Genomic DNA, 26,986 nt, shown 5'->3' on the forward strand with positions numbered 1-26,986 from the left:
TTCACCTTCTCATTTAAATTGTTTCATAAGTTTGGTATTCTTCTTCTCCAAGCGCTAGTTTTGCTTTCATACGATCTTCTTCCCTTTGGAAGCTAATACGTAATACCCCAAGCAGTCCTTCACGCGCTTCTAATATTTGCAAGTTCGTAATACTAATTTCCTCGCGCGCCAAAATACTCGTAATATGAGCCAATGCCCCCACCTTATCTAATACATCGACGTATAAGTCGTGATAGGCAGGAATTGCCCCTCTCTTTCTTACTGGTAAAGAATCACGGTATTCTTTCGCATCTGCAAAATAGTTTTGAATCTCGCATGCATCTCCGGTAGAAACTGTTTTATATAAATCTTCCATTTCAGAGATCCACTCTTTTAATAATACCATTAAATGCTCACGATTTTGCTTTACAATATCACTCCACATTTTCGGACTACTAGATGCGATACGTGTAATGTCTTTAAACCCTCCAGCAGCTAGCTGATGAATGAGCGGATTATCTCCTGCATGTTTCTCTACTTGCTTCACTAAACCTGCTGCGATAAGGTGCGGGAAATGACTAACGATCCCTGTTACATAGTCATGTTCTTCTGTATTTAAAACAAGGAAATGTGATCCCGTTCCTTTTAACCAATCTTTTAACTCTTCCACTTGTTCATTTGGCACATGATGCATAGGTGTTAAAATGTAAAATGCATTTTCAAATAAATGCGCTTTTGCACTTTCAACTCCCGTTTTATGAGAACCTGCCATTGGATGTCCACCAATGAAAGATACTTCCTTTGAAAATAAAGTTTCTGCTTCATTCATAATCGTGCCTTTTGTACTACCAACATCAGTCACTATAACATCTTCTCGTAAACGGAATGACGCAAGTTTGTGTAATAGCTTCTTCGTTTCTTCAACTGGAGAAGCAAAAATAATTAAATGTGCCTCTTCACATGCATGCTGTAAATTAATTGCTATTTCATCTACTACATGTAATTCTTTTGCACGCTCTACTTGTTCTTGAAATATATCATAACCTGTTATCGTTACATCGTGCTCTTTCTTAATTGCTAATGCGAGAGAGCCTCCGATTAAACCAGTTCCAATTAATACTACCTTTTTACGCATTTTCCTCATCTCGAGACTTTCTTTTTTTATTTTCAAAGTGTTGTTGTAACACTGAAATCACCCCTTCATTTTGCTCCCTTGTTCCAACTGTAATACGGACACCATTTGGGAATGGACGAATAATAAACCCTGCATGTGCACAAGCTTCATAAATCTCTCCTGCATTCTCAACTGGCAAGAAGATGAAATTTGTTTGCGATGGATAAAATGGAATTTCATTTTCCTTACAAAAGCTTTCGTATTGTTGTAATCCCTCTGTATTCACACGAACTATTTCTTCAATAAACTCGTTATCACCAAAAGCAATCGTCGCTGCTTTTTGCGCTAATGAAGATACGTTAAATGGCAAACGAACGACATTTAATTTTTCGATTAACTCTTCCTGTCCAACCGCATATCCAACGCGGAAAGAAGCTAATCCGTACGCTTTAGAAAATGTTCTAAGTACAAGAATATTTTTATGTTTTTCTAAAAGCGGTAATGTCTCTGGGAAATCTTTTGCTGTTACGTATTCATAGTACGCTTCATCAATGACAATTAACGTATTTTCACTAATACCTTCAATGAATTGAGTCAATTTTCGGTCATTCACATATGTGCCTGTTGGATTGTTCGGGTTACAAATCCATACAATTTTTGTATCGTTATCTACTACTGAAGAAATTTCTTCTAAGTCGTATACACCGTTATTTAACGCAACTTCCTTCACTTCGCAACCTTCTATAATGGCATGATGACGATACTGTGGGAATGTTGCACCTGCTGTTACAATGTTATCTCCCGCTCGTAATACGGCGCGGCTTATTATTTGAATGATTTCATCTAAACCACTACCACAAAGTACTTGTTCCATTTGCACATGCAACTTATCTGCGATTGTTTGACGGAGCGTTGTAGCACCTCCGTCAGGATATAAAGCATGTTCCAACCACGATTTTTGCAACTCATCTAAAACACGTGGCGAACAGCCGAATGGATTTTCATTCGATGCTAATTTCACAAACGAATGATCTCCGTACACTTCTTTCATTTGTTCTGGTGATTTACCTGGTTTATATGGTTGTAATGATGATAGTTGATCTTTTACTTGCACGTTAAACCCACCTTTTTATTAAAATTCTTTTGCGTAGTTATTGTGTTGCATAATGTTTTGTTTTAATAATTCCATACGATCTTTTCCGAATTGTTCGACTAGTGCATCTGCAAGTTCCCATGCCACAACAGATTCAGCTACTACACCCGCCGCTGGTACTGCGCAACTATCAGATCTTTCAATACTCGCTTGGAATGCTTCTTTCGTATCAATATCAACGCTTGCTAACGGTTTGTATAAAGTAGGAATTGGCTTCATCACGCCTCTTACGATAATTGGCATACCTGTTGTCATACCGCCTTCTAAACCGCCGGCATTATTCGTTCTTCTCGTGTATCCTTTTTCTTCATCCCACAGAATTTCATCATGCACTTTGCTTCCTGGTTGTCGTGCCGCTTCAAAACCTACGCCGATTTCAGCACCTTTAAATGCATTTATACTCATAATTGCACCAGCAAGTTTTGCATCTAATTTACGATCGTAATGGACGTAACTACCGACGCCAATTGGCATACCTTCTGCAATGACTTCCACAATACCACCGATTGAATCTCCACTACTTTTTGCGTTGTCAATCGCATTCATCATTTCTTGCTCTACTTCTTTATCTAAACATCGAACTGGTGAGTTTTCAGTAATTGTTTGAATTTCTTCAATTGATAAGTTTGAAATATGTTTTGCTTTTACTCCACCAATTTCAAGAACATGTCCTGCAATTTCCACGCCTAATCCGCTTAAAATTTGTTTTGCAACTGCACCAGCAGCTACACGAACTGTCGTTTCTCTTGCAGATGACCGCTCTAATACGTTTCTTATATCACGATGACCATATTTAATTGCTCCATTTAAATCTGCATGTCCGGGACGTGGTTTTGTAATTGTACGTTTCATGTCTTTACTTTCTTTTTCCGAAATTGGCTCTGCACCCATTACTTTCGTCCAATGTTTGAAATCATCATTTTTTACAATTAACGTAATCGGTGATCCAAGTGTCATCCCGTGACGAACACCACTTACAATTTCAACTGTATCTGTTTCAATTTGCATACGTCTTCCGCGTCCATGACCTTTTTGTCTTCTTAATAATTCTTTATTAATATGTTCCGCCGTAAGTGTCAAACCTGCTGGTACACCTTCTAAAATAACTGTTAACTGCGGTCCATGTGATTCTCCAGCTGTAATGTATCTCATTTCTCTTGCCCCTTTACTATTTTTTTGTACAAAAAAGTCCCTACTGAGCGCTCAGTAGGGACGATGTTTATCGCGGTACCACCCTAGTTGTAGACTTCTTTCGTCTACCTCTCTTCTTCTTTAACGATCGTTTGACCGTCTTACCCTCCAAAAGTTGTCGGGAAAGATGCTCCAAGGCTGTAATTCATGCTTACCTTTGTACTGATTCACACCGACCATCAGCTCTCTTTAACAGTGAGATAAGCACTACTGTTTCCTCTTCAACGCATATATGATATGGAATTAAGATAATTTATTTTTGAAACCTTTTAACTCATCCATGAATCTATGGAATTCTGGAATGTCCATTTGTTGTGCAGAATCTGATAATGCAACTGCTGGATCTGGATGAACTTCAGCCATTACTGCATCTGCGCCAATTGCAAGTGCCGCTTTCGCTGTTGGTAATAATAAATCTCTGCGTCCAGTTGAATGTGTTACATCAACGATAACTGGTAAATGTGTTTCTTTCTTTAAAATTGGTACTGCAGAAATGTCTAATGTGTTACGTGTTGCTCTTTCGTATGTGCGGATACCGCGCTCACAAAGAATAATTTGATCGTTACCTTGCGCAATGATGTATTCCGCTGCGTTAATGAACTCATCAATTGTTGCTGCTAATCCACGTTTTAATAATACTGGTTTGTTAACTTTACCTACCGCTCGTAATAAATCGAAGTTTTGCATGTTACGTGCGCCAACTTGAATTACATCAACGTAGTCTAATGCCATTTCAACATCGTTCGGATTTAAAATTTCACTAATAATTGCTAAGTCAAACTCGTCTGCTACTTGACGTAAAATTTGAAGTCCTTCTACTCCCAAACCTTGGAAATCATATGGAGAAGTTCTCGGTTTGAATGCACCACCGCGCATTAATTTTAAGCCTTGGTCTTTCATCGCTTGCCCTACTTGACGAACTTGTTCTAAACTTTCTACTGCACAAGGTCCCATGATGAACGTTTGTGTTCCGTTTCCAATCAATTCACCTTTTACATCAACGATTGTATTTTCTTGTTTCTTTTTACGTGATACTAGTAACGCTTTACGGTTATCATCTTCTTGTAACTCTAAGCTTGCTTTGAAAATCGTTTTGAAAATATGTTGAACTGTTGATGTTTCGAATGGTCCTTCGTTATGCTCTGCAATCATATCAAGTACTTCACGCTCACGTACTGGATCAAAGCGTTTCGTACCTTGTACTTGCTTTTGCTCTCCAATTTTTTGAACAATTTCACCACGTTTGTTTAAAAGGTGTAATAGTTGTAAGTTAATTTCATCTACCTGTTTACGTAATTGATCTAATTCATGATTTGCCATTTGGAAATCCTCCTCTAATGTTTTAAAAGTATAGTAAGAGAATAAAAAATTCTCTATTTTCTGAACTGACTAATTATACAAATTCATAGTGGAATCGATACCTCTTCTTATTTTAAACTGATAATTCTTACAAAGACATGAACTACTAGTTAAAAACCCACTTTTTTGTACAAAAAAGCCCTACTGATCCAATCAGTAGGGACGATATTTATCGCGGTACCACCCTAGTTGTAGACTTCTTTCGTCTACCTCTCTTCATTGTTAACGATCATCTGACCGTCTTTCCCTTCATAAAGACAATACTATCTTTACTACGAAAAAGATGCTCCAGGACTGTAATTCGCTCTTGTTTATGTACTGGTTTGCACCAACCACCAGCTCTCTGTTACAGGGAAACAACAACTACTGCTTTTCCTTTCAATGCATGACTATTTAATTTTCAAGTTGAACCACTAAAATACAAAAAGTCCCTACTGAATAAATCAGTAGGGACGATATTTATCGCGGTACCACCCTAGTTGTAGACTAACTTTCCGTCTACCTCTCTTCACTGTTAACGATCAATTGACCGCTTTTTCCTCATAAAGACAAACTATCTTTATTACGAAAAAGATGCTCCAAGACTGTAATTCATGATTATCCCTGTACTGGTTCACACCAACCACCAGCTCTCTGTTACAGTAAGACTAACCACTACTGTGATCTCTTCATTGCATTTTGTTTATTCAAATGTTTTTGAAATTGAATAAGTATGATTCGTATTATAGAACGCTTTTCAAAACACTGTCAACAACTTTTTATATATTTTTTAAAATTCCACTTTCGTCCTATAATTCTTTTTGTAAATCACCCATTACAATTCCTATGCGAATTATTTCATTTTCTAGTAAATGTAAAACATATTCCTCTACTTCATACTGAACTAATAATTCTTTTATTTTTATGATTTCTTTTTCAAATAAAACGGCTTCGTGACATGTTTGTAGTAAAATAAAAAACACATTTGCAAATATTTCTTTATGCGCTTTCATACTTTCTTTTTTATGAAGCATTTCAATCAATAACTGCTTCATTTCCTCACCTGCACATTTACCATGTACACTTGAAAATGCACGAGACATAATACATAATCCTTTTTCTAATATTTCATCCATGTATAAAATAATACGTAAAAGCATTACATATTCTCTTGCAGTTATCTCACCCATTTTTGGTCGTTCTCGCAAAAATACACTGAGCCAAGCTGTCCAAAATTTTTGTTGTTCTTTTACACTTAATGTTTTGACGTAATAGCATAAAAACTGCATAAACTTAATTTTATTTTCTTCATTTTCTAGTATGAGTAACGGGTATAACCAATCTGTTTTTTGCTCCCAATATAGTACACATTTAATAAATACAAAGCTAAGCCATTTCAAGAAAGCTTCTCTCGTATGCGGATGTAATACTTCCAAATGTTCTATCGCATACTTAATAAATCGCTTCATTTCTGTAAATAAAGGTAAATTTATTTGCGTGTAACATAAGCCGGCCCATGCATATTCCGTAATCTCATTTTGTTTTTTTAAATCTAAGTATGGTAACAAATATTTTCGGCACCATTGTTTTTCAATATGATATAGGAATGTAATATCTGCTATTAAACGAGCAAACATAAAGTTTGTTCGTTCCGAATTAACTCTTACTTGTTCTTCAAATAAAAATAAATATTCATATACATTACGATCGTATAAATGATCATATGATAACAACTTTAATAATACAGCCGTCATTTTTCCAACTGGATGCTGAATTGATTCATTATAAAAATCTTGTTTCCCAAGCTTAAAGTCTGTATCACTCTTCATAACTTGAGGAAACACTGAAAAAGCAAATCGTTTTACAACACGTATACTATTCTCTTCTAACTCTTCTAGTCGATTACTAATTTCATATAGAAAACTACTAATTAACCAATGAAAAGCAGTATTTCTAATAAATTTCTGCAATAGCGGAATAATTTTTTGGATTTGCTCATTCGTCAATCCCCGATTATTTCGCCATTCTCTAATACAAACAAACCATACTTCATTACTTATTTCTTGCACTCCTACTAATTGGTATGCAAATGAAATACTCCACTCTGTGTTTAATTTACATGCTTTTGATAACATCTCTAAAAAATGGCGTTGTTCAAAAACACCATCTTGCGAAAATTGCTGAACTTGCTTCATAATTTCAACATCTTTCAGCTGCAATAATCCGTCAGCAGTTACATTACAAGTAATGCTTTCTGCTGTATCCTCTTTCTTTTGTACACTGTATCGTTCAGAATGAAAATGAGGATGCTTTTGCTTCATTAACTCATACCCATTTGCCGTAGATGGGCTATTCGAATCACACTTGAATAATAAGTCTAATATGAGACATGCATCAAATACCCTCTCTTCTGTAAGATGCTTTATTACAGTTCGAGTGACTTCTTCTTTTGTTTTTTCTAAACAATGTGCATAATGCCTTTTTAAAAGTTGAAAAACTTCGTGTTTATAAGTGAAATCTAAAAGAAGTCCTTCATGTAACAACCATTTCATTTTGTCATCTACACGAACAAAAATATTTTTATTCATCGCATCAATTGCAATTCGCTTTTGAAGTACACTATTTGCTTCTATCATTTCTGTAATATAATAATCCGCTTTTTTCTCATTGTTTTCGCATAAATAAGTTAGACACTCTTTTACAATTCGTATTAAAAATGCAAGGTCATTTTGATGAAACTCTTTCTCTACATTTTCCTTATTTCTTTTTTTCAGTGCCGTTTGTCTTAACGACAACATTCTCAATTTTTCTAATCCAATCATCATAATTGGAACAGCATAATAAGCGATATATGGCCTCATCTTTTCGTTCCAAATTTGCTCCACATGAGAAAATGTAGATACTGGTAAGCGACTCGATTCCTCGAGTTCTATTGATTCTTGCGTATCATTTCCCCATTTCCTTACACGTTTCAACTTCAGTTTTCCGTCTAAAATAAAAGTTAGTAACAATAAGGCAATTTCTTTATGCTCAGGAAAAGAACATTTTTGTAGTAACTTAGAAATCTTTTCTATAGAGCTACTATCTTTTTCAGCTGTTTCTAATAAAAGGAGTGTCCACCTTGCAAACAACAACGGGTCCATCTTACTCCTCGTTTCGTTTAAGTAGTTACAAATTGTTCTCCATAATAACGGTGATATTTTAGAATAGTTTTTATAAATTAATTGAAATAATTCTTTCTGATGACTAAAAAGAAATTGTTCCACTAACCATTCTGCAAGTAATTCATCTACTTCATTATAGTTTGGCGTAAGCATAAACAAATTTTGTAATTTACCTTCTGCTTCTAACCATTCGACCCATTCATAATCATGAGCAAATTCCACAAAGTAACGTACTGTTTCAATTTTTTTAATTGATTGCTTTATGTATGATAATTGTTCCTGTTCTACTGACGGGGGAACCGTTACAATATCCCGAATACGCATTCTTTTCGTAATATAATTATCACCCATTAATTCAGCCCAGCGTTTTACCGCTTTTACAAGGGATTGATGATTATTCACCTTATTCGGATACACAATTGGTCTTATCCCTAAATGTTCCCAGTGGTATGTATTTTCTCCTTGTGCGACAAAAGCAAATCGTCTTGTACTTGGTGGTAAACCAGTTGCTAAATATTTCATTACTGGGTCATTATGACTATATCCAACGAATAAAACGGTGTAATTTGAGAATAGATCAACTAAAAACCTTCTCGCCCACCCTTCCGTTAAGTAAGCCCTTCCAAAATCACCATCTGTTAAAATTAAAGCCTCTTTCTCCTGTTCTACATTACCATGTATGTAAGCAAGACCTTTAAAAGCTCTCCCAGTCGGTAAAGCTGGAGCGTAATAAACATTGATATCTCTATTTATTTCTTTAATTGCAGTTGTAAAATGTTGATCAAAATTTGTTGTTACAATGCGGATTTCTGTATCTAAAGGAAATAACCTTGGAATTGCATAATGCAATGGATTCGGTTTTGATTTCTCTATATGAACGAGATCTCTTGCGACTTGATGTACATCTTTTGTTTTCGCAATTTTGCCAAGATAATAATCATGTGGCTCTGTTATTTCACGTTTTTCGACATATAACGTTTTTGCAATTTCATCAACTAAATCATCAAAATTCGGTAAGTTTGATTTCCCTTTCATAGAAACTCCCGCTCCAACAAATAACACTAACTTTCCTTGCTCAAGGTGATCAATTAACTCATCTGGAATTTCTACTTCTGAAGTAATCCACATCTTGGATTCCCCCTTACCTAAAAATGTCATACACTCTCATTTTACTATAACATTTTTTCATTGTTTTTATAATATTTAGACTAAATTCCGAACATGAAAAAGTTTTATGTAAATAAATCCGTTACAATGTATGAACTCCAGAATTTATTGAAAAACTATGTATAAATCGGAGGTGTAAATTTTGAATGATTTCACAGTAGTGCTTATCAAGTTTATATCGTGCATTATCGCATTTAGCATTGGGCTTGCTTTATTTTTCCCTGCAACGTTTGTTCAAATTATTTCATTCAGTCTCTTTGTTACAATCGTATCCTACATGTTCGTTGATAAAATTATTTTAAATCGAATTGGCAATACTGGTGCCATTATGTCGGATTTCTTATTAACATATTTAACCGTATGGATTTTCGGTAATATTTTATTAGACAACTATATGCAAATTGCATGGGGCAGTATCCTTTCTGCCATCGTCTTCACTTTATCTGAAGTAATCGTTCATCGCTTCTCTAACTCTCATACAAGGCACAACAATGATAACATTCGTATTAATCGCCGCTTTGCATATGGTACAGAGTTTGCTGAAGAACAAAATATATTGGATAAAGATAAGAAAAAGTAACGTTTTAATGCAGGAGCGCCCTTTTTAATTATGTGGTGCTCCTTTTTTGTATTTTTTCATTATGGTACGTGAAATTATATAAGTGATTATTTCAAAATACCGACTTACTAACAATATTTGACGCTATTTTTTCTAATAAAAAACTGCCTCTTATTTAGAGGCAGCCACTTTTAAGTCTTTTACTGCAACAACATCCGCAAACGCTCCCAATACTGCGTTATGATGTTTCACAATATCTTCAGCACGTAACACTTCTGTATTAAATGTACTATGCGCATCACTCACTAACGTTACTTTATACCCTTCACTACATGCTCTGCGCGTTGTCGTATCTACACAATACTCTGTTGGCATTCCCGAAAGAATAACATGTTCAATTCCTTTCTCTTGTAACACTTCGCTTAAGTTTGTATTATGGAATGAATCTGGAGTCGTCTTTTCAACTATATTATCTCCTTCTTGCGGAGCGATGGCCGCATGGATTCGCCATCCATCCGTACCTTTTTCTAACGGATGGTCTTTAGGACCGTTATGTTGGATATAAATAACTGGAATATCATTTGAACGACATTCCCTAATAAGCTCTTGCAATGTTTGTAAAAACTTTCCCCCATTATGTACTGGCATTCCAGCTGTATACATACCCGCTTGCACATCAATTACGATTAATGCTTTTTTCATTTCACACATCCCCCTTTATTTGTATAAGCCATTATTATTGTTTATATTCCATCATCCAACAATCTTCTAATTTCCCCTCATGCAACTCATGTTCCTTTAAAATCTTTACTTTTTTAAATCCACTTTTTTCATAACACTTTATTGCTCGTTCATTATTTACTTTCGGATCCATTGCAATTGCTTCTGCTCCCATTTCACCCATAATATATGTAATTGCTGCCTGAACGAGTTTTGTTCCAATTCCCTTTCCCCAATAGGCTGGTTCACCGATAAATTGGTCCATACCCCATACATTTTGTGATTCTTTATAGCCATATAACGCTTTCCACTCTGAATCCACTGGGTACATTTGTATGTAACCAATCGGAATGGTATCAAATTCTATTAAACATCTTTTTTCATTACTGTTTGGGCTATGTATAAAATGATCAAGCACCTTTTCTACAGATTGCGGATTATCTCGTCCTTCGTAATACCGCAAGACTGCTGGGTCCGTTAACCATTTAGAAATGATAGATGCATCATCTTCCATTACGTATCTAATCAATAAACCTTCTTTTTGAAAAAGCATATTATACCTCTATTATTCCTTTATATTTTTTCTTACTGTTACATCTTTCATTGCACCTACTAATGCATATGGTAGTAATGTAATCGCAAAAAATGCTGTAAATACGTTAAATTGCGGGATTGTATAGAGTGTGAACCATTCAGTGAAAAATTGAGAATTTAATATTCTATTAAAAAACTCTCCGCCTGGCCTAAGGTTTGGCGCCCACGCAGTTATTTCACACAAAATAAAGTGAAACTTTAATCAGTGGGGGTTTTGTTCATCCCCCACTGATTATTAGTTGAACCAATCGGGCTTTTACGGGCAGTTGATCCCCCCACCTAACTTCTTCGCTTTCGCTGAATTTTGAGGTGGGCGTCTTACTGCCCGTTAATGCGGGATAAACAGTAACTGAACAATAAAAAATGCCCCTAGATAATGAAACCAAGTCCGTTTCCATATTGGTTGTGCATTTTTTAATATATCCCCCATCTTACCCCCTCCTTAAATATCCATCATATTGATTATACACTTTCCTCACTTTATTTGTTAAAATTTTCTATATAATTAATGCTGTTCAGGGGGGGAATATATTATGTCTAATCCTATATTTACATCCACTTTAATCATTCTTAGAGGAAACTCCGCAAGTGGTAAAACAACGATTGCAAAACAACTACAAGAACATTTCGGACAAGGGACACTTTTAGTATCACAGGATGTTGTACGTAGAGATATGCTTAGAGTACACGACACAATGGGTAATTTATCACATGATTTACTATCTGAAATTACGAAGTACGGAAAAGGAAAATGTGAATTTGTTATTTTAGAAGGTATATTGAACAGTCATAGGTATGGTGAGATGTTAAAAGAATTAATTCGTTATTTTGATGAAAATGCATTTGCATATTACTTTGATTTATCATTAGAGGAAACTATTAGACGACATAACACAAGAGACAAACGACATGAATTTGGTGAGGATTCCCTACAAAAATGGTATAATCCGCACGATACTATTAAGGTTGCCACAGAAACTATTTTTACAGATAACTTTACGCAAAAAGATATATTTGATGCAATTCTTAATGATGTTGCGATACAAAAACAAGCCTAACATAATATGTTAGGCTTGTTTTGTATTTTGTATTTCAGTTTTTATAATTAAACAATCTATACATAAATAATAGTATATATTCATTTCCCCAAACTGGAAAATCAACTACTGAAATAAGTCCACGTTCCTCAATATCTTGAGTAATTGTAGCAACATATTTCATCTCTTTAGAACAAGTTGGACACGCCAAATCCTCTGGAAGATCATCATATAATGGTACGCCTAATAATCTACATACATATTCAGAACCGAACAAGTCAAAAGCTTCCCAGTAACTATCTTCATCTGTAGGTATATCTTCATATTTATAAGCTTTACCGTTGTTTTTGGTAATGAAGCTGGTAACTTAATTACAGATTTAGTAATAAGCCCTTTAAAAATCCTATTATCCTTCTACTAACAAAATAAAAGCCAGCCTCAATAAAGAGAACTGACTTCTATTTGGATAATTATTGTTATTATAAAATTTTCACTTTAACAGTTTGTCTTCCCCAATTCATAGCTTTACTTTTTGAACCCATTAAAACATCAATACGATTACCTTTAATTGCACTTCCAGTATCACCAGCGATCGCTTCTCCATAGCCTTCTACCCATACTTTAGATCCTAATGGGATTACTTTCGGGTCAACTGCAATAATTCTCATATTCGGATTTGCCGTTAAATCATGCCCCATCGCAGTTAATACGCGTCCACCATATGTACCATTTTCACTTGGATCAGCAGTATACGCTGTCGCTACTACCGTTAATTCACGTTTAGCAGACTGTATGTTGTTTTTAGATACTTCTTTCGCTCTCTCTTCTTCTTTAGCCTTTGCTATTTCTCTTGCTTTTTCTTCTTCTTTAGCTTTTGCTATTTCTCTTGCTTTTTCTTCTTCTTTAGCTTTTGCTATTTCTCTTGCTTTTTCTTCTTCTTTAGCCTTTGCTATTTCTCGCGCTTTCTCTTCTTCTTTAGCTTTTGCTACTTCTCTAGCCTTTACTATTTCTTGCGCTTTCTCTTCTTCTTTAACTTTTACTTCTTCTTTAATTTTTGCCTCGTCTTTAGCCTTTGCTATTTCTTGCGCTTTTTCTTCTTCTTTAACTTTTACTTCTTCTTTAATTTTTGCCTCTTCTTTAGGTTTTACTATTTCTTGCGCTTTCTCTTCTTCTTTAACTTTTACTACTTTTGCCTCTTCTTTAGGCTTTACTATTTCTTGTGCTTTCGTTGTTTCTTTCGCTTTTGCTACTTTCTGCGTCTTTATTTCTTTCTTTTCTTTAACTGATTTTTGTACTTTCGCTACTTGCTTCGTTTTCTCTTCAGTTTTCTTTTCAGTTGGTGCTGTACTTGATAGGAAAGAAACGTTTGCATAAGCAGTTTTTCCTTTATACTCAAATTGCAGCCATCCGTCTTTTACTTGATGCGTTGATTCAATTACATCATCTTTTTTTAGTCTGCCAAGAATTTCTGAATCCGTGTTTGCTTCAGTACGTACATTTAACAAATTCGCCGTTACATGATATACATCTTTTGTAAACTCCGAACTTACAAACACTTCTTTACCATTCAACTCAATTTTTGACCAGCCATCTTCGGTATTTATGACTTTTAACTCTTGCCCATTCTTTACTTTTTCGACCACTTTTGATTCTGTAGTCGGTTTTTCACGTACGTTAAGTACATCTGCTGTTACGATTGTTTCTGCGGTAGCAGTTGTGGTAAACGCTCCCAATCCAAAAACAGTTGCTGTTGCTGCGCCAATTACTTTTTTCATATTACCCTCCATTAAATTTTTTTGAATTTTATCAAATGTCTCTGTAAAATTGTATAATTTCACATAATATCAAAACATTTGCAACAGTATATTAATATTGTTTAATATACTGTTATTAAAACTCCTTACTCCAATACTATCAAATTCTCATTTCTAATTCTATATATTATAAATCTCCTTATCTTTTATAAAAGCTCCATGCCCTTCTTCACACTAAATAGTTGTGGCAATTCCCGCCAAAAATAAACTTACGATTGCTAAAATTTGAGTAGCGACTATAGCCCCTCTTAAATGAAACTTATAATCTTTATAACCTTTCATACCTTCCGTACTAGGAATCACAACAAACCTTGGAGTAATCCAGCAAAAAATTAGCCAATCAATTATAAGTAAATCTACTAAATTGAAAATCATTAAAATACCAAAAGTGTGTAAATAGGCATCCATATACATTAACTTTTCATGCTTATGTAGTATATATGTAGAAACGAAAGGACTACCGAAAAGAATAGTATTATATACAATATTAAAATAAATGGTTTGCTTTTTTTCATGAATCGATTTTGGAAAAACTACTTTTTGAATATCTTTCGGATAATCAGTTAACGAAAGTCGAGGATTATAACATAAGGACCCTAAAATCATTACGGATAGTACAATAGACATGATGACACCAACGTACATCATTTGCTCAAATTGATTCATATGCTTCATTCACCCTTTTCTGTAATTACTATGATGGTCATTCACTTAATTACATATTGTATGTACGTACACAATCAAAAATTAACAACTAGCTTTAATAGCGAAGCAAAATTGTTGTAATGCAAATGCAAATTTAATACAGTGGAAGCCTAATTGATACAGATAGGATTGGTGAAACCTATGAAAATTGAACATATTGCAATTTGGGTAAATGACTTAGAATGTATGCGTGATTTTTATATGAAATACTTTAATGGTAAAGCAAACTCTTTATATCATAATAAAACGAAACAATTTGAATCTTATTTTATTACGTTCGAATCTGGAGCAAGACTTGAACTTATGCGTAAAAAAGGGATTGAAAATAAGCCTAATTTAAACATAACTGGCTATGCTCATATGGCTTTTTCTGTCGGTAGTGAAGAACGTGTGAATGAACTGACAAAGGTGATAAAAGATGCTGGTTATCCTTTATTGAATGGACCACGTTTTACTGGAGATGGCTATTATGAAAGTGTAATAGGCGATCCGGAAGGTAATCAAATAGAAATTACGATTTAACTTACCCTTTTCCACCACCTCCGTATTTTTCCACAGATTAGGCGGTGCTGTTGCCGAGGTGCCAAATGAGGCGACTGCTTATTTTTACCGAAAAGCACTATCAAACATGTCAATATTTGCTACTTGGGGGCAATCAGAAGGTGCTGGTGGAAGTATTCGATGGGTTGAAGATTTCCGCTTGGCAATGCTCCCCTTTACAAAGGGTGTCTACGTTAATACACCTGACCTTTCCATTAAAAATTGGCCAGATGCATACTTCAGTTGCAGCTTTGACCGATTAATGAAAGTAAAAGCGAAATACGATCCGAAAAATGTTTTTAACTTTCCGCAAAGTATTCCGCTTTTTTAAACTATATATTCCACCTAATATATCAAAATATAAAACATCCATTTTTTTATGGGTGTTTTACAAAAAGAGTTTACATAATATAATTATTAGTTGCTTCTTTTACTAAATATCTATTCAACAATCGAAAGTAACACTTTCTCAAGGTCTTTTTTAGATAACATACTTTCGTTTATATAGCCATTCTTTTAATTGTACTTCATCCAAAGCTCCGTTCCCCTCTCATAATCCTTCACACTATATTCGCTCGTTTTTCACAAAAGGTTCATTTTACATGAAAATTTATTTATTACAATAAAAATATAAGGTATATTTTTATGAAAAGGAGCAATTCAATAATGAATACAGAGGATAAAATTCACGCTGAAAAAGTGTTGAAAAATCTATTCATCGGATCACAAGTTGATGGATTACAATTTGGTATTTCTCCAGGCGTTATAAAGATTCATTTCACAAACTTTCACGACTCAGTTTATTATGACGGACAATTATATATCAATATCGAATCCAAATGGTGTTTATTTAATAAACCTCAAAAAAGCTACCCATTAAATGAAGATGAATTTGAAGTTTATTCTGAGAAAGAAGAATATGAAAGAATATGTAAGATAAGAAGACAAAAAGTTACCGATATACAACTTGGCTTAGAAAGCCCTCATTTAATTATTACATTAGAGAGTGGACAAATTATTTTTTTAAATGGTTTTCATGATTATTATGAATGTTGGCAAGCTGGTGTCCTATGTGAGGAATGGCTTGTAGTCGCTGCACCTGGGAATGAAATCGCCACTTGGGCTCCCGATGAGTTTACCGATAAGTAAACTGTCTTCACGAAGAAGAAACGAAGATGTTTTATGAAGTACTATACTAATGAACTACATAATCATTTCTATTATACGTAAACAAAATGACGATTTTACTTTAATAGAACTCACTTTATTAAAGTTGAAAGGATGATAATGATGGCATGTGTCCATGATTTTGGAATAATTGACGATTTTACTTCTCAAAAAAATTACGAAGATTATACACCAGAGAAATATCATTGTATATCTGTTGATGATGATATTATCAGTAGTTTAAATCAAAATTTATCAATTATGAAAACCTACTTCCATACAGTCAAAAATCAGAAATACGGTTTAGCTTATTGTGGTATTACAATTATCCCGCCTGAATCATTAGCAATTTTCTATGAAACAGTTACATCCTCAAAGTTCTTCAGAAAATCTGATGAGCTGAATGAGTTAGCTTCAAAAATTGTACAAGCTGCAGCAGAACAGAAGTACATGATCCATTATGGGGTTTAAATGTAATTCAAAAAATGCTTAGGATTTCTCCGAAGCATTTTTCGTATGTTACTAATACATTTATTCCTTAACCATTTAGTCAATGCTTGAGCCTATGGACCCATCTTTTACAAGTGAGGGCGCCCCTATTAATCTAAATAAGCGTCTCATTTCCAATCTTCCAGCTAAACCATCTCCCATGCCCTTCTGTTTCTCCAACCGTTTCACGATATTCGTTTCCGTTAATATAATAATCAATATGAAGGTCACGATCCCACATGTTGTTATACAGGTGGAATACATCACGTTTTGCTCCAATTTCTTGTATTTGTTTTTCTAACTTATGTTTTACTTGTTCTGGTATTTGATTTGCAACATGTGTATGGAAAATACAAATAACAGCTTCTTCACTTATTTGTTCAATAATAGATGATAATAGCTCTACACCGTCTCCTTCTATTAATTGGACAGATTCATTTTTCACTAAAGATGCAGCTTGATCAAACATCTCAAGCCTTTCTTTATGTTCTGGCCAAATTAAAGCACGTAACCATAAATAATCTTCCTTATTATGTAAATCATTCACATGTAAGTCCAGTCCAATTCTTTCTACGACAGATGGGCTTTCTTTTAGAAAATGCGGCACATTCGTCCCTCTTATTTCAGAAGTTACATGCACATTTGAATTTATATTTCCGTACATTTCATCCGTCCCGTACGAATAACGATATTGGTCCCAGAACAGTTGCAACCCAGAACTTGTCCCAATTTCAATTAACGCTAACGGCTTCTTCACTTTGTTAAATATGTAGCAGAAACTTGGGTATAAGTATGCGCACCGTCTTACTTCATTTGTTTGAACGAGTTTCGTTTGTAACAAAGTAATGATTTCTTCTCGGTACTCTTTACAGAAATCTTTAAAATGATTAAAAGCTTTATCTAAATTTGTATCAGCATTTTCAACTAAACTACTATAATACGTTTTTAAATGATGTTCTTTCCCTGCTAGCAATAAATAATGTACTACACCTAATAGTAAGTTTGGGACTGGTTGACCTACCTGAGCATAGGACGATAGTGTAAGTACTTCCTCATCTTCAGCAATTTTCATTGATAAATATTCATATAAATCACTTGACCCTTTACATTCCTTTATTGAAAAGTTTCGAAATAAGTTTGAAATTTGTTCTTTTGTGCACATTAGAGTCCCTCCTTTTTATTTTTCAGAATAATCTTACCATTACAGAAAGAATAATCCTATAAAAAGGTACTCGATTTAGTCACTTAAGGATACGTAAGCTTTTTCGAGATAATTTCAAACTGTAATTTTTTTCTATTTATCACCTTAAAAGAGCTTGTTAAATAAGATTTTTAGCGAATAAAACGTTAAATAGTTTAAAATTATCAGATAACACTAGATATTTTAGTCTATTAATTATTATAATAGAGTATGAGATGGTTATATAATTGAGACAAAAAAGGTATACACCTAGGTGGGGCCTAGGCGGTGTTTCTCTTTTACGGCTTAGACATAGAAAACACCTACACTTTTTTGCCAATATAGGGGATGGAGAGATTATCATGAGCAACATGCAGCAAAAAACAGACGTTATCTTAATTGGTGCAGGAATTATGAGTGCAACGTTAGGCTCATTACTAAAAGAATTAGCACCAGAATGGGAAATTAAAGTTTTTGAAAAACTCGCAAGTGCCGGGGAAGAAAGCTCTAACGAATGGAATAATGCAGGTACAGGGCATTCTGCGCTATGCGAACTGAACTATACTTCCGAAAAAGCTGACGGATCTATAGATATTAGTAAGGCTGTAAAAGTGAATGAGCAATTCCAGCTTTCAAGACAATTTTGGGCATATCTTGTAAAGAGCAAATTAATTCGTAATCCACAAGATTTTATTATGCCACTACCTCATATGAGTTTAGTACAAGGGGAAAAAAATGTTGAGTTTCTAAAAAACCGTTTTGAAGCGCTTTCAAAAAATCCACTGTTTCAAGGAATGGAATTTTCTGATGCTCCTGAAACATTAAAAAAATGGCTTCCACTCATTATGGAAGGCCGCACATCTAATGAACCGATGGCGGCAACGAAGATTGACTCTGGAACAGATGTTAACTTCGGTGCATTAACACGTATGTTATTTGATTACTTAAAAACAAAAAATGTCGAGCTAAACTACAAGCATAGTGTCGAAAATATTAAGCGCACGAAAAATGGTTTGTGGGAAGTAAAAGTACACGATATGAATAGTGGTAAAATTGAGCATCATACTGCTAAATTCGTCTTTATTGGCGGCGGTGGCGGTAGCCTACCTCTACTTCAAAAGACTGGTATCCCTGAATCAAAACATATCGGTGGATTCCCGGTAAGTGGACTATTTATGGTATGTAAAAACCAAAAAGTTGTAGAGCAACATCATGCGAAAGTGTACGGTAAAGCTAAGGTTGGTGCTCCGCCAATGTCTGTACCTCATCTAGATACGAGATATATAGACAATAAAAAAGCTTTACTGTTTGGACCATTCGCAGGCTTCTCACCTAAATTCTTAAAAACAGGTTCAAATCTTGACTTAATCGGTTCTGTAAAACCGAATAACGTCTTAACGATGTTAGCCGCTGGTGTAAAAGAAATGGGACTTACAAAATACTTAATTCAGCAAGTTATGTTATCACATGAAAAACGTATGGAAGAATTACGCGAATTCATTCCGAACGCGAAAAGTGAAGATTGGGATATTGTAGTTGCTGGGCAACGTGTACAAGTAATTAAAGATACTGATGCTGGCGGTAAAGGGACACTTCAATTTGGTACAGAAGTAGTAAGTGCAGCTGACGGCTCAATCGCCGCATTACTAGGCGCATCACCAGGTGCTTCTACTGCTGTTCACGTCATGCTTGAAGTATTAGAAAAATGTTTCCCAAGCCGCATGGTAGAATGGGAAGAAAAAATAAAAGAAATGATTCCTTCATATGGCATTTCACTAACTGAAAATCCAAGATTGTTCCAAGATCTTCACACTTCTACTGGTCGTACACTTGGATTAAACGAAAAAGAAACTGTTCATAATTAATGAAGAAATAAAAAAACGTCCGATATATTCGGACGTTTTTTTGTCTACTAAAAATTATACTTATCAATATTATCTTTCGTAAATACAACTCGTTCTGGTAATACGATAATTCCATTCCCTTCTGCCTCATAATCATATCCTTGAATGGAGTTTGGCTCTACCTTCACTTTTCCAATTCCTTTTACTTCGAAGCTATCCCCTACTTTTAACTTCTTCCCTTTTACAACAATTTCATTTGCTACATACGTTGCGAGAGCACCTTGTTGTTTTACATCCCATAAACCAAATTGTGCTACTGTTCCTCGTTTTACGTAATCACGCATAACGTTTGGTGTAGAGAAGCCAGTTACGACAACCTTTTTATCCATTTTTAAATTTTCAGCTGCTTGTGCCATTGCCGGAAGTGCCGTTGCATCTGGACAAATGACTGCGTTAATATCAGGATACGTTTTTAAAATATTCTCTCCTACTGACAAAGACTTTTGCGCATTATTTTCACCGTACTGCGTCGTTACAATTTCCCAGTTCGGATATTTCTTTTTAATAATTTCTTTCGCTTTCGTTACCCATTGGTTTTGATCCGTTACTGTCGGGCTAGAATAAAAGAAGGCTACTTTTCCTTTATCTCCAATTTGCTTTGAAGTCATTTCTATTAATAAATTAGCAAGTTGGTCTGGTGTTCCTTGGCTTATATAAAAAGAACGATCTTTCGGATTCACATCAGAATCCCATGTTAACACCGTCATCCCTTTTTTCTTAGCACGTTGCAGTGATTGCGATAACCCATCCACTGACGTAGATGAAACCATAATCGCATCATAGTTTTGATTAATGAAATTGTTTATATATTTAACTTGCCCTGAAACACTCGCTTCAGACGGTCCATCATACTTCACTTGCACGCCTAACTTATCTCCCATCTCTTTTGCCCCTTCACCACCCGATGTGAAGAAACCAACTCCTGTTAATTTCGGAATAAATGCAAATTTCACATCATCAACCTTTTTCTTATCTGCCGTTTGGCTAGAACACGCAATTAAACCGATTAAACAAATACATACAATCAATACAATCCCCAGTTTTCTCTTCATGACATTTCCCCCTTATGCAAATTCTTTCTTTTCTCCGCTAAGAATTGATGTAATTTGAAATGTCTCATAATAACTGAAAGAATAAGGATAATACCTATTACTACATTGGATTGTTCATTTGTTAAACCCGTCATTTGCAAGCCATACTGCATGAGCCCAATGAAAATACTCGCCAGTACAGTACCAATAATGCTTCCTTTTCCGCCTGTAATAAGTGTACCGCCTAAGACGACTGCTGTAATGATTGGTAAAATTGTTTCACTTCCCATATCAGCACGTGCGGAACCGAAGTAGGCAGTTAAGAAAGCGCCTCCTAATCCACCTCCTAACCCTGAAAGTATGTAAGCAATAATGACTACTTTTTTCGTTTTAATCCCAGTGTATTTTGCTGCATTTTCGTTCGCACCTGTTAATTTTACATGGCGCCCGTATATAGTTCGATGAAATAATACAGTACATAAAACTGTTAATACGATCAGTAGCCATAATAAATTCGGTATTCCTATAAAACTACCATTTGCCAGTTGTACAAATACGTCTGGTAAACCGCTTATTCCTTCATACCCAGAAGCACCTGCCCCTCCTGAAATGACGAGGGCAATTCCCCCGTATAAAAACATCGTTCCGAGTGTAACGACGAGTGGTTCTACATCCGTCATTTTTATAATCAGTCCGTTTAAAGCGCCTGCTAAACAACTAATTATTAGGGCGATTATAACAGCAAACAAAATAGGTATTCCGTTCATCCAAAGTACACCGATTAAGATCGAAGTGAGCCCCATTATTGAGCCGATCGATACATCAATTCCTCCTGTTACTATAACAAAAGTCATTGGTATCGCCGCAATTGCGATAAATAAGAAATCATTTGTACTAAAAAGGAGATTACTAATATTTAAGAAATCACTATTTATTAAACTAAAAAGGATGAATTCTACAAGAAGTAATACAATTAGAACCCCTTCCCATCTATATACATACTTCATAGATTCATCCTCCTTTCTGCCTTCCACTTTTTCATAACACTATCTAATATGATGATAAGTAATAATAAAAAACCTGAAATAGCATTATTCCAAAATGCTGGTATTTTTAAAAAGACGAGTGAGCTACTTATTGTTTCTAAAAATAACGCTCCTAATGCAGCTCCAAATAAAGATCCTGTTCCTCCTTTTAAGTGAATTCCTCCTAGTACAGCGGCTGCGATTACTTGTAATTCTAATCCTGTACCTGTTTGATTTGGCACGAAACCGATATTCATAACAAATATGCAACCAGCGATCGCAGCGCTTATGCCTGAAATCATAAACGCATATATCTTCACTTTATTAACAGGTATACCAATAAGCCTCGCGCCATCTTCATTATCACCTACCGCATAAAAGTATCTTCCCAATGGCACTTTTCTTAAAAAGAAGTATAGTAGTAGTAAAATAATAAGAACGAACCATACAGTTATAGGTAAACCAAGAATGATGATAGATGGCAGCTGCTTAAAATTGTTTGGAATATCTTCAATCCACTTCCCGCCTGTGAAAATTAACATTGTACCTCTAATAATTCCTAACATGCCTAATGTCATAATAATGGCTGGTACCCGAAACTTCGCAACTCCAATACCATTTACGAAACCAATAATGGCCCCAAGTATAATAGCTACAAATATCGACAAGAATGCACTATACCCATTCGTTAACATCATTCCGCAAACTGCTGCACTTAACCCCATGCTTGAACCAACTGATACATCTATATTTTTCGTAAATAAGACGAACGATTGACCGATTGCTAGCACGACTAAAATAACGCTTGATTTCATCAGTAAAGATAACGAGTTAAATTGAATAAAACTAGGGTTTATCATTCCTACAATAGCTATATAAATTAGTAGTAACAGTATGATAGACGTTTCATGCATTTTTAACATATGTTTCATTCCGCTACACCTCCGTATGCAAGGCGTGTAACTTCATTCACACTCAGTTGTTCTTTTTCCATATGAGAAACAAATCGCCCATTTCTCATTACATATACACGGTTTACTAATTGGACAATTTCTTCAACATCTGAAGAGATTAATAAAATTGCGAGTCCTTCCCTTTTCATTTTTTTTATCGTCTCATACACTTCAAGCCTTGCTTTCGCATCAATTCCGCGAGTCGGCTCATCAAGAATAATAATTTTAGGATTACATGCAAGATACTTCGCAAGCACGACCTTCTGCTGATTACCTCCTGATAAAGATGCCAGTTCTTTATTCATATTCTGTACAACAATTCGGAACTGTTCTATAAACGAATTAACTAAAGCGCTTTCTTTTTCTTGATTTATAAAAAAGCGATTATTTTGATATAAACTTGCTGCTGCAATATTTTCTTTAACAGAAGCAATTGAGAAAATTCCATTCCTCGCCCTATCCTCTGGCACATAAACTAGTCCTTCGTCTAGCCTTTTATGCAAAGAACACGTATCAATTGATTTTCCACCCAATAAGATAGACCCTGATTTTATAGTTTTCAATCCAAATATCGCTTCTGCTAATTCCGTTCTGCCAGATCCTATAATGCCAGCAACACCTACAACCTCACCCGCATGTACAGTGAATGATATATTTTCGAATGCGTGACCATTTATATCAACCACTTCTAATATTTTTTTCGTCTTTACTGTCTCTTGAACTACTTCTATTTTCTCTTTCTGTTTATATCCTTTTGGCAATAGTCCCTCCATCAGCATGTCATATGTATAGTCACATACATCACCTTGGCTTACAACCATTCCATCACGTAGTATTGCTACTTTGTTGGCAATTTCAAAGATTTCTGGAAAACGATGCGTAATATAAATCATCCCAATTCCTTTTTCTTGTAAACTTTTCATCAACACAAAAAGACTCTTAATTTCGTGTGTTGTTAATGTCGATGTTGGCTCATCTAGAATAAGAATCTCAGCTTCTCTTATTAATCCTCTAACGATTTCTACTAACTGTTGTTGCGCAATCGATAATGTTCCTCCTAGTTTATTAAGGTCAATATCCCATCCTAAGCTGCTAATCAATTGCTGAATCTGTACTTTTAGTTTCTTTTTCTTTTCTTTTAACCCGATACATATATTTTCTTCAATAGTCATATGCGGAAAAATGAGTGGTTCTTGCGGTATTAAATAAATACCTTTTCGGTGTGCTTCTGATGGATTTGAAAACTGTTGCTTCCTTCCTTTTACATACATCTCTCCATCATCATACGAATATAACCCCGTTAATATTTTCATTAATGTTGATTTCCCGGCGCCATTTCCCCCCACTAAAGCGTATATATCTCCGCGCTCTACTTGTAAGTTCACTTCTTTTAATACAAGTTGATTTAAAAACGCCTTACTCATTTTCTTTACTTGTAATAAAGGTACGTTCTCCACATGATGTCACCTGCCTTTATCCAGAACATTTTTTGAGAAAATGATTATTTGTTCTACTTGTTTTGTAGCATTGTATATTCCTTTTTTTATATCTAGAACACTTTTTTCTACATACTATTAATCGTTTCAACTGGAATAAACAAAATATATGGTACATATGTTTAAGCTGTGGTCAATTGTTGAAAGGGATGAAGAGTATGACTCAGCTGAACTTTGAAGAAAATTTATTAACTAAAGTAGCTTGGTACTATTATAAAGACCAATTAACACAACAGGAGATCGCGTCACTTCTTCATATTTCAAGAAATAAAGTCGTCCGGTTATTAGATAAAGCGCGGAGTGAAGGTATCGTTACATTTCACGTAAAAGGGACTGGTTTGCACTGTTTAAGTATTGAGCGTGACCTAATGAAAAAATTCCACTTAAAAGATGCTTTTATTATCCCTACCCCAGTAAACAATTATCACGCTTCTCTCGGAAAAGCTGCTGCACAATATTTAGAAACTCATCTCCAGCAAGGCGATTTACTCGGTATTGGCTGGGGAGAAACAATTAGCAAAATGCTAGAAAACATTCATTTTGAAAGTTCTATCAACCTTTCAATCGTAACGCTCACAGGCGGGGTAAATCACTATCTCCCGAGAAAACAAAACTATTTACACTACATGCAAGGCGAACTTCACATTATCCCTACGCCGTTTCTAGCGTCTACAACCGAAATGGCACAAAGTATTCTATCAGAACCGAGTGTAAAAGATATGCTTCAAGTCGCTTCACTTGCTCATACGGCTGTTGTCGGTATTGGGGGATTATCTCAAGACGCTACGATTGTAAAAGAAGAAAAATTAACACTACGTGAGATGACATATATTCGTAGTCAAAACGGTGCTGGCGATATTTTAGGACAGTTTTATAATACAAATGGCGATTTATTAGAACTCTCGCATCACAATCGTCTAATTGGCACGCCCCTCTCTATTTTGCGCAATATGAAGCATGTCGTCGGTGTTGCTGGAGGTACTGAAAAGATAGATGCAATTTATGGTGCCTTAAAAGGAAAGTTTATTCATTCATTAATTACCGATGAGGAAACTGCCCTCTCCTTATTACGAAAGGATGGTGATTGTTAATGTCCCATTTATTAGCTTTCGATGCTGGTACAGGGAGCATTCGAGCAGTTCTTTTTGATTTACATGGTAATCAAATTGCAGTAAGTCAAAAAGAATGGATTCACAAATCTGACCTTCGTTATCCAGGCTCTATGAACTTTGATGTAGTAGAAAATTGGAAGCTAGTACAAGAATGTACGAAAGAGGTGCTTCAAAAAAGCAACACTCCTGCCTCTTCTATTCTTGCTATTAGCGCTACAAGTATGCGAGAAGGATTTGTTTTATATGATCAAGATGGGCAAGAAATATGGGCGTGTGCAAATGTTGATGGGCGCGCATCCGTCGAAGTTAGTGAATTAAAAGAAATTCGGTCACATCTTGAAAAAGATTTATATACAAAGTCTGGTCAAACTTTTTCATTAGGTGCTTTACCACGCCTACTCTGGATAAAAAAACATGAACCCGACGTCTATAATAATATTTACTCTTTTACAATGTTAAACGATTGGATTTTATATAAACTAAGCGGCGTACTACAAATTGATCCCTCAAACGGATGCACGTCAGGTATTTTTGACTTACAAAATAGAGTGTGGGATAACGATGTCGCTAAGGAGTGCGGTCTATCTTTGCCATTTTCACCAACAGTAAATGAAGCTGGTACAGTAATTGGCAACGTTACAAAAGAGTGTGCAGCATTAACTGGATTACGTGAAGGGATTCCTGTCGTCGCAGGGGGTGGAGATGCTCAAATGGCATCGCTCGGAACAGGAATCGTGAAACCAAATCAAACGTTAATATGCGGGGGTAGCTTTTGGCAACAAGAAGTGAATGTTACTGAGCCAATAACAGATCCACATGCTGCGATTCGAGTAAATTGTCACGTCGTTCCGAACCTATGGCAATATGAAACAATCGCCTTTTTCCCAGGTCTCGTTATGCGCTGGTTTCGAGACGCTTTTTGCCAAGAAGAAAAGAAACTTGCTGATAAACTTGGTGTAGATGCTTATGAATTACTAGAAGAACAAGCGAAAGACGTACCTGTCGGTTCACATGGCATTATCCCTACTTTTTCAAACGTTATGAACTACATTTCTTGGCGTCATGCCGCACCTTCATTCTTAAATTTAAGTTTAGACGCTGACAAATGCGGAAAAAAAGAACTGTTTCGTGCTATTGAAGAAAATGCAGCCTTCATTACACTTGGAAACTTAAAATTAATAAAAAATCTAACTGGCACATTCCCTTCTGAAGTCATTTTTGCTGGCGGTGCCGCTAAAGGAAAACTATGGCCACAAATTCTATCAGACGTACTCGGTATTCCTGTAAAAGTACCTGTTGTGAAAGAAGCAGCTGCTTTAGGAACTGCGATTGCTGCTGGAGTTGGTGCTGGCATATATTCATCTATGGAAGAAACTGCCGAAGAGTTTGTACAGTGGGAGCAAACATTCGAACCAGTTACTGAAAATCACGAACTATATAAAGAGTTCTATGAAACATGGAAAACTGTATATGACAGTCAGCTCGCTTTAGCTGATAAAGGGCTCACCTCACATATGTGGATTGCGCCTGGTGCACTGTAACACATTACATAAA

At 35.3% G+C, this 26,986-nt stretch carries 24 protein-coding genes, 2 pseudogenes and 3 other annotated features; of the genes and pseudogenes, 9 read left to right on the forward strand and 17 right to left on the reverse strand.

Annotated elements, in window-relative coordinates:
• Nucleotides 1-13 precede the first annotated feature (13 nt).
• The 5 genes from tyrA to ACTFRU_RS02920 all read right to left on the reverse strand — a co-directional run bounded on the left by tyrA (nt 14) and on the right by ACTFRU_RS02920 (nt 9,067).
• Nucleotides 14-1,114, reverse strand: coding sequence for a prephenate dehydrogenase (tyrA, locus tag ACTFRU_RS02900; protein WP_088362580.1), 1,101 nt, complete (start codon nt 1,112-1,114; stop codon nt 14-16).
• On the reverse strand, nt 1,107-2,207 hold the full coding sequence (hisC, locus tag ACTFRU_RS02905; protein WP_088362579.1) for a histidinol-phosphate transaminase: 1,101 nt from the start codon (nt 2,205-2,207) through the stop codon (nt 1,107-1,109). The genes tyrA and hisC overlap by 8 nt, the downstream gene beginning before the upstream one ends.
• An 18-nt stretch (nt 2,208-2,225) precedes the next feature.
• Complete coding sequence (aroC, locus tag ACTFRU_RS02910) at nt 2,226-3,398, reverse strand: chorismate synthase (protein WP_086388259.1); 1,173 nt, start codon at nt 3,396-3,398, stop codon at nt 2,226-2,228.
• 53 nt (nt 3,399-3,451) lie between these two features.
• Nucleotides 3,452-3,671 (reverse strand) — a binding site (T-box leader).
• 9 nt (nt 3,672-3,680) lie between these two features.
• Nucleotides 3,681-4,757, reverse strand: a complete 1,077-nt coding sequence (locus ACTFRU_RS02915) for a bifunctional 3-deoxy-7-phosphoheptulonate synthase/chorismate mutase (RefSeq protein WP_001273575.1) — start codon at nt 4,755-4,757, stop codon at nt 3,681-3,683.
• Between the two features lie 194 nt (nt 4,758-4,951).
• Nucleotides 4,952-5,187, reverse strand: a binding site (T-box leader).
• A gap of 54 nt (nt 5,188-5,241) precedes the next feature.
• Nucleotides 5,242-5,477: a binding site (T-box leader), on the reverse strand.
• A 107-nt stretch (nt 5,478-5,584) separates the two neighbouring features.
• Nucleotides 5,585-9,067: a DUF4020 domain-containing protein gene (locus ACTFRU_RS02920; protein WP_290101093.1), complete on the reverse strand. Its 3,483-nt coding sequence runs from the start codon at nt 9,065-9,067 to the stop codon at nt 5,585-5,587.
• A 181-nt stretch (nt 9,068-9,248) separates the two neighbouring features.
• On the opposite strand from ACTFRU_RS02920, the gene ACTFRU_RS02925 reads away from it, so the two are divergent.
• The gene (locus tag ACTFRU_RS02925) at nt 9,249-9,686 is read left to right on the forward strand and encodes a YndM family protein (RefSeq protein WP_088362576.1); all 438 of its coding nucleotides are present in this window, start codon (nt 9,249-9,251) and stop codon (nt 9,684-9,686) included.
• A gap of 150 nt (nt 9,687-9,836) precedes the next feature.
• On the opposite strand, the gene ACTFRU_RS02930 is transcribed toward ACTFRU_RS02925, so the two are convergent.
• The 4 genes and pseudogenes from ACTFRU_RS02930 to ACTFRU_RS02945 all read right to left on the reverse strand — a co-directional run bounded on the left by ACTFRU_RS02930 (nt 9,837) and on the right by ACTFRU_RS02945 (nt 11,409).
• On the reverse strand, nt 9,837-10,367 hold the full coding sequence (locus ACTFRU_RS02930) for a cysteine hydrolase family protein (protein WP_440037450.1): 531 nt from the start codon (nt 10,365-10,367) through the stop codon (nt 9,837-9,839).
• Between the two features lie 34 nt (nt 10,368-10,401).
• A complete protein-coding gene (locus tag ACTFRU_RS02935; RefSeq protein ID WP_000898772.1) occupies nt 10,402-10,938 on the reverse strand; it encodes a GNAT family N-acetyltransferase in 537 nt (178 codons plus the stop codon).
• Nucleotides 10,939-10,950: 12 nt separating this feature from the next.
• Nucleotides 10,951-11,169, reverse strand: a pseudogene (locus ACTFRU_RS02940) (YfzA family protein); the annotation flags it as partial.
• Between the two features lie 138 nt (nt 11,170-11,307).
• Nucleotides 11,308-11,409: a YfzA family protein gene (locus tag ACTFRU_RS02945; protein ID WP_392389473.1), complete on the reverse strand. Its 102-nt coding sequence runs from the start codon at nt 11,407-11,409 to the stop codon at nt 11,308-11,310.
• A gap of 103 nt (nt 11,410-11,512) precedes the next feature.
• On the opposite strand from ACTFRU_RS02945, the gene ACTFRU_RS02950 reads away from it, so the two are divergent.
• Nucleotides 11,513-12,037, forward strand: a complete 525-nt coding sequence (locus ACTFRU_RS02950) for a kinase (protein ID WP_088362573.1) — start codon at nt 11,513-11,515, stop codon at nt 12,035-12,037.
• Nucleotides 12,038-12,046: 9 nt separating this feature from the next.
• Here ACTFRU_RS02950 and ACTFRU_RS02955 read toward each other — a convergent pair.
• The 3 genes and pseudogenes from ACTFRU_RS02955 to ACTFRU_RS02965 form a co-directional block, all read right to left on the reverse strand.
• Nucleotides 12,047-12,385: pseudogene (locus ACTFRU_RS02955) on the reverse strand (hypothetical protein); the annotation flags it as partial.
• A gap of 110 nt (nt 12,386-12,495) precedes the next feature.
• Entirely contained in the window at nt 12,496-13,791 is a 1,296-nt protein-coding gene (gene entB / locus ACTFRU_RS02960; RefSeq protein ID WP_440037451.1) for a cell wall-binding protein EntB, read from the reverse strand.
• Nucleotides 13,792-14,004: 213 nt separating this feature from the next.
• On the reverse strand, nt 14,005-14,496 hold the full coding sequence (locus tag ACTFRU_RS02965; protein WP_070180236.1) for a nitroreductase: 492 nt from the start codon (nt 14,494-14,496) through the stop codon (nt 14,005-14,007).
• A 180-nt stretch (nt 14,497-14,676) separates the two neighbouring features.
• Between ACTFRU_RS02965 and ACTFRU_RS02970 the strand changes: the two genes are divergently transcribed.
• From ACTFRU_RS02970 to ACTFRU_RS02985, 4 genes are all read left to right on the forward strand, one after another.
• Nucleotides 14,677-15,057, forward strand: coding sequence for a VOC family protein (locus tag ACTFRU_RS02970; protein WP_000687534.1), 381 nt, complete (start codon nt 14,677-14,679; stop codon nt 15,055-15,057).
• A gap of 58 nt (nt 15,058-15,115) precedes the next feature.
• On the forward strand, nt 15,116-15,406 hold the full coding sequence (locus ACTFRU_RS02975) for a BBE domain-containing protein (protein WP_001132392.1): 291 nt from the start codon (nt 15,116-15,118) through the stop codon (nt 15,404-15,406).
• A gap of 335 nt (nt 15,407-15,741) precedes the next feature.
• Nucleotides 15,742-16,224: a hypothetical protein gene (locus ACTFRU_RS02980; protein WP_290101097.1), complete on the forward strand. Its 483-nt coding sequence runs from the start codon at nt 15,742-15,744 to the stop codon at nt 16,222-16,224.
• Between the two features lie 138 nt (nt 16,225-16,362).
• Nucleotides 16,363-16,713 (forward strand): hypothetical protein, encoded by a 351-nt coding sequence (locus tag ACTFRU_RS02985; protein ID WP_001999997.1) that lies wholly within the window; start codon nt 16,363-16,365, stop codon nt 16,711-16,713.
• Between the two features lie 133 nt (nt 16,714-16,846).
• Here ACTFRU_RS02985 and ACTFRU_RS02990 read toward each other — a convergent pair whose 3' ends face one another.
• Nucleotides 16,847-17,893: a DUF2332 domain-containing protein gene (locus tag ACTFRU_RS02990; protein WP_088363752.1), complete on the reverse strand. Its 1,047-nt coding sequence runs from the start codon at nt 17,891-17,893 to the stop codon at nt 16,847-16,849.
• A gap of 380 nt (nt 17,894-18,273) precedes the next feature.
• Between ACTFRU_RS02990 and ACTFRU_RS02995 the strand changes: the two genes are divergently transcribed.
• Complete coding sequence (locus ACTFRU_RS02995; RefSeq protein ID WP_000069138.1) at nt 18,274-19,776, forward strand: malate:quinone oxidoreductase; 1,503 nt, start codon at nt 18,274-18,276, stop codon at nt 19,774-19,776.
• 47 nt (nt 19,777-19,823) lie between these two features.
• Here the strand turns inward: ACTFRU_RS02995 and lsrB are convergent, their stop codons facing one another.
• Genes lsrB through ACTFRU_RS03015 form a run of 4 tightly spaced genes read right to left on the reverse strand, consistent with a single transcriptional unit; the run spans nt 19,824 to nt 24,281 of the window.
• Nucleotides 19,824-20,867, reverse strand: a complete 1,044-nt coding sequence (gene lsrB, locus ACTFRU_RS03000; protein WP_000823660.1) for an autoinducer 2 ABC transporter substrate-binding protein LsrB — start codon at nt 20,865-20,867, stop codon at nt 19,824-19,826.
• A complete protein-coding gene (locus ACTFRU_RS03005) occupies nt 20,864-21,853 on the reverse strand; it encodes an ABC transporter permease (RefSeq protein WP_000878526.1) in 990 nt (329 codons plus the stop codon). Before ACTFRU_RS03005 ends, lsrB begins: the two co-directional genes overlap by 4 nt.
• Nucleotides 21,850-22,803, reverse strand: a complete 954-nt coding sequence (locus tag ACTFRU_RS03010; RefSeq protein ID WP_088363751.1) for an ABC transporter permease subunit — start codon at nt 22,801-22,803, stop codon at nt 21,850-21,852. Before ACTFRU_RS03010 ends, ACTFRU_RS03005 begins: the two co-directional genes overlap by 4 nt.
• The gene (locus tag ACTFRU_RS03015) at nt 22,800-24,281 is read right to left on the reverse strand and encodes a sugar ABC transporter ATP-binding protein (RefSeq protein WP_000432617.1); all 1,482 of its coding nucleotides are present in this window, start codon (nt 24,279-24,281) and stop codon (nt 22,800-22,802) included. Before ACTFRU_RS03015 ends, ACTFRU_RS03010 begins: the two co-directional genes overlap by 4 nt.
• 197 nt (nt 24,282-24,478) lie before the next feature.
• On the opposite strand from ACTFRU_RS03015, the gene ACTFRU_RS03020 reads away from it, so the two are divergent.
• The gene (locus tag ACTFRU_RS03020) at nt 24,479-25,411 is read left to right on the forward strand and encodes a sugar-binding transcriptional regulator (protein WP_000192709.1); all 933 of its coding nucleotides are present in this window, start codon (nt 24,479-24,481) and stop codon (nt 25,409-25,411) included.
• A complete protein-coding gene (gene lsrK / locus ACTFRU_RS03025) occupies nt 25,411-26,973 on the forward strand; it encodes an autoinducer-2 kinase (protein ID WP_000018815.1) in 1,563 nt (520 codons plus the stop codon). The genes ACTFRU_RS03020 and lsrK overlap by 1 nt, the downstream gene beginning before the upstream one ends.
• Nucleotides 26,974-26,986: the final 13 nt, after the last annotated feature.

Source organism: Bacillus cereus group sp. MYBK220-1 (assembly GCF_051916445.1).
Lineage (GTDB): Bacteria > Bacillota > Bacilli > Bacillales > Bacillaceae_G > Bacillus_A > Bacillus_A cereus.

What these genes read in the sequence shown, in the direction of transcription:
- tyrA (WP_088362580.1), bottom strand. Translation starts at nt 1,114, where the DNA reads ATGCGTAAAAAGGTAGTATTAATTGGAACTGGTTTAATCGGAGGCTCT.
- aroC (WP_086388259.1), bottom strand. Translation starts at nt 3,398, where the DNA reads ATGAGATACATTACAGCTGGAGAATCACATGGACCGCAGTTAACAGTT.
- ACTFRU_RS02915 (WP_001273575.1), bottom strand. Translation starts at nt 4,757, where the DNA reads ATGGCAAATCATGAATTAGATCAATTACGTAAACAGGTAGATGAAATT.
- ACTFRU_RS02920 (WP_290101093.1), bottom strand. Translation starts at nt 9,067, where the DNA reads ATGTGGATTACTTCAGAAGTAGAAATTCCAGATGAGTTAATTGATCAC.
- ACTFRU_RS02930 (WP_440037450.1), bottom strand. Translation starts at nt 10,367, where the DNA reads ATGAAAAAAGCATTAATCGTAATTGATGTGCAAGCGGGTATGTATACA.
- ACTFRU_RS02935 (WP_000898772.1), bottom strand. Translation starts at nt 10,938, where the DNA reads ATGCTTTTTCAAAAAGAAGGTTTATTGATTAGATACGTAATGGAAGAT.
- ACTFRU_RS02945 (WP_392389473.1), bottom strand. Translation starts at nt 11,409, where the DNA reads ATGGGGGATATATTAAAAAATGCACAACCAATATGGAAACGGACTTGG.
- ACTFRU_RS02950 (WP_088362573.1), top strand. Translation starts at nt 11,513, where the DNA reads ATGTCTAATCCTATATTTACATCCACTTTAATCATTCTTAGAGGAAAC.
- entB (WP_440037451.1), bottom strand. Translation starts at nt 13,791, where the DNA reads ATGAAAAAAGTAATTGGCGCAGCAACAGCAACTGTTTTTGGATTGGGA.
- ACTFRU_RS02965 (WP_070180236.1), bottom strand. Translation starts at nt 14,496, where the DNA reads ATGAATCAATTTGAGCAAATGATGTACGTTGGTGTCATCATGTCTATT.
- ACTFRU_RS02970 (WP_000687534.1), top strand. Translation starts at nt 14,677, where the DNA reads ATGAAAATTGAACATATTGCAATTTGGGTAAATGACTTAGAATGTATG.
- ACTFRU_RS02980 (WP_290101097.1), top strand. Translation starts at nt 15,742, where the DNA reads ATGAATACAGAGGATAAAATTCACGCTGAAAAAGTGTTGAAAAATCTA.
- ACTFRU_RS02985 (WP_001999997.1), top strand. Translation starts at nt 16,363, where the DNA reads ATGATGGCATGTGTCCATGATTTTGGAATAATTGACGATTTTACTTCT.
- ACTFRU_RS02990 (WP_088363752.1), bottom strand. Translation starts at nt 17,893, where the DNA reads ATGTGCACAAAAGAACAAATTTCAAACTTATTTCGAAACTTTTCAATA.
- ACTFRU_RS02995 (WP_000069138.1), top strand. Translation starts at nt 18,274, where the DNA reads ATGAGCAACATGCAGCAAAAAACAGACGTTATCTTAATTGGTGCAGGA.
- lsrB (WP_000823660.1), bottom strand. Translation starts at nt 20,867, where the DNA reads ATGAAGAGAAAACTGGGGATTGTATTGATTGTATGTATTTGTTTAATC.
- ACTFRU_RS03005 (WP_000878526.1), bottom strand. Translation starts at nt 21,853, where the DNA reads ATGAAGTATGTATATAGATGGGAAGGGGTTCTAATTGTATTACTTCTT.
- ACTFRU_RS03010 (WP_088363751.1), bottom strand. Translation starts at nt 22,803, where the DNA reads ATGAAACATATGTTAAAAATGCATGAAACGTCTATCATACTGTTACTA.
- ACTFRU_RS03020 (WP_000192709.1), top strand. Translation starts at nt 24,479, where the DNA reads ATGACTCAGCTGAACTTTGAAGAAAATTTATTAACTAAAGTAGCTTGG.
- lsrK (WP_000018815.1), top strand. Translation starts at nt 25,411, where the DNA reads ATGTCCCATTTATTAGCTTTCGATGCTGGTACAGGGAGCATTCGAGCA.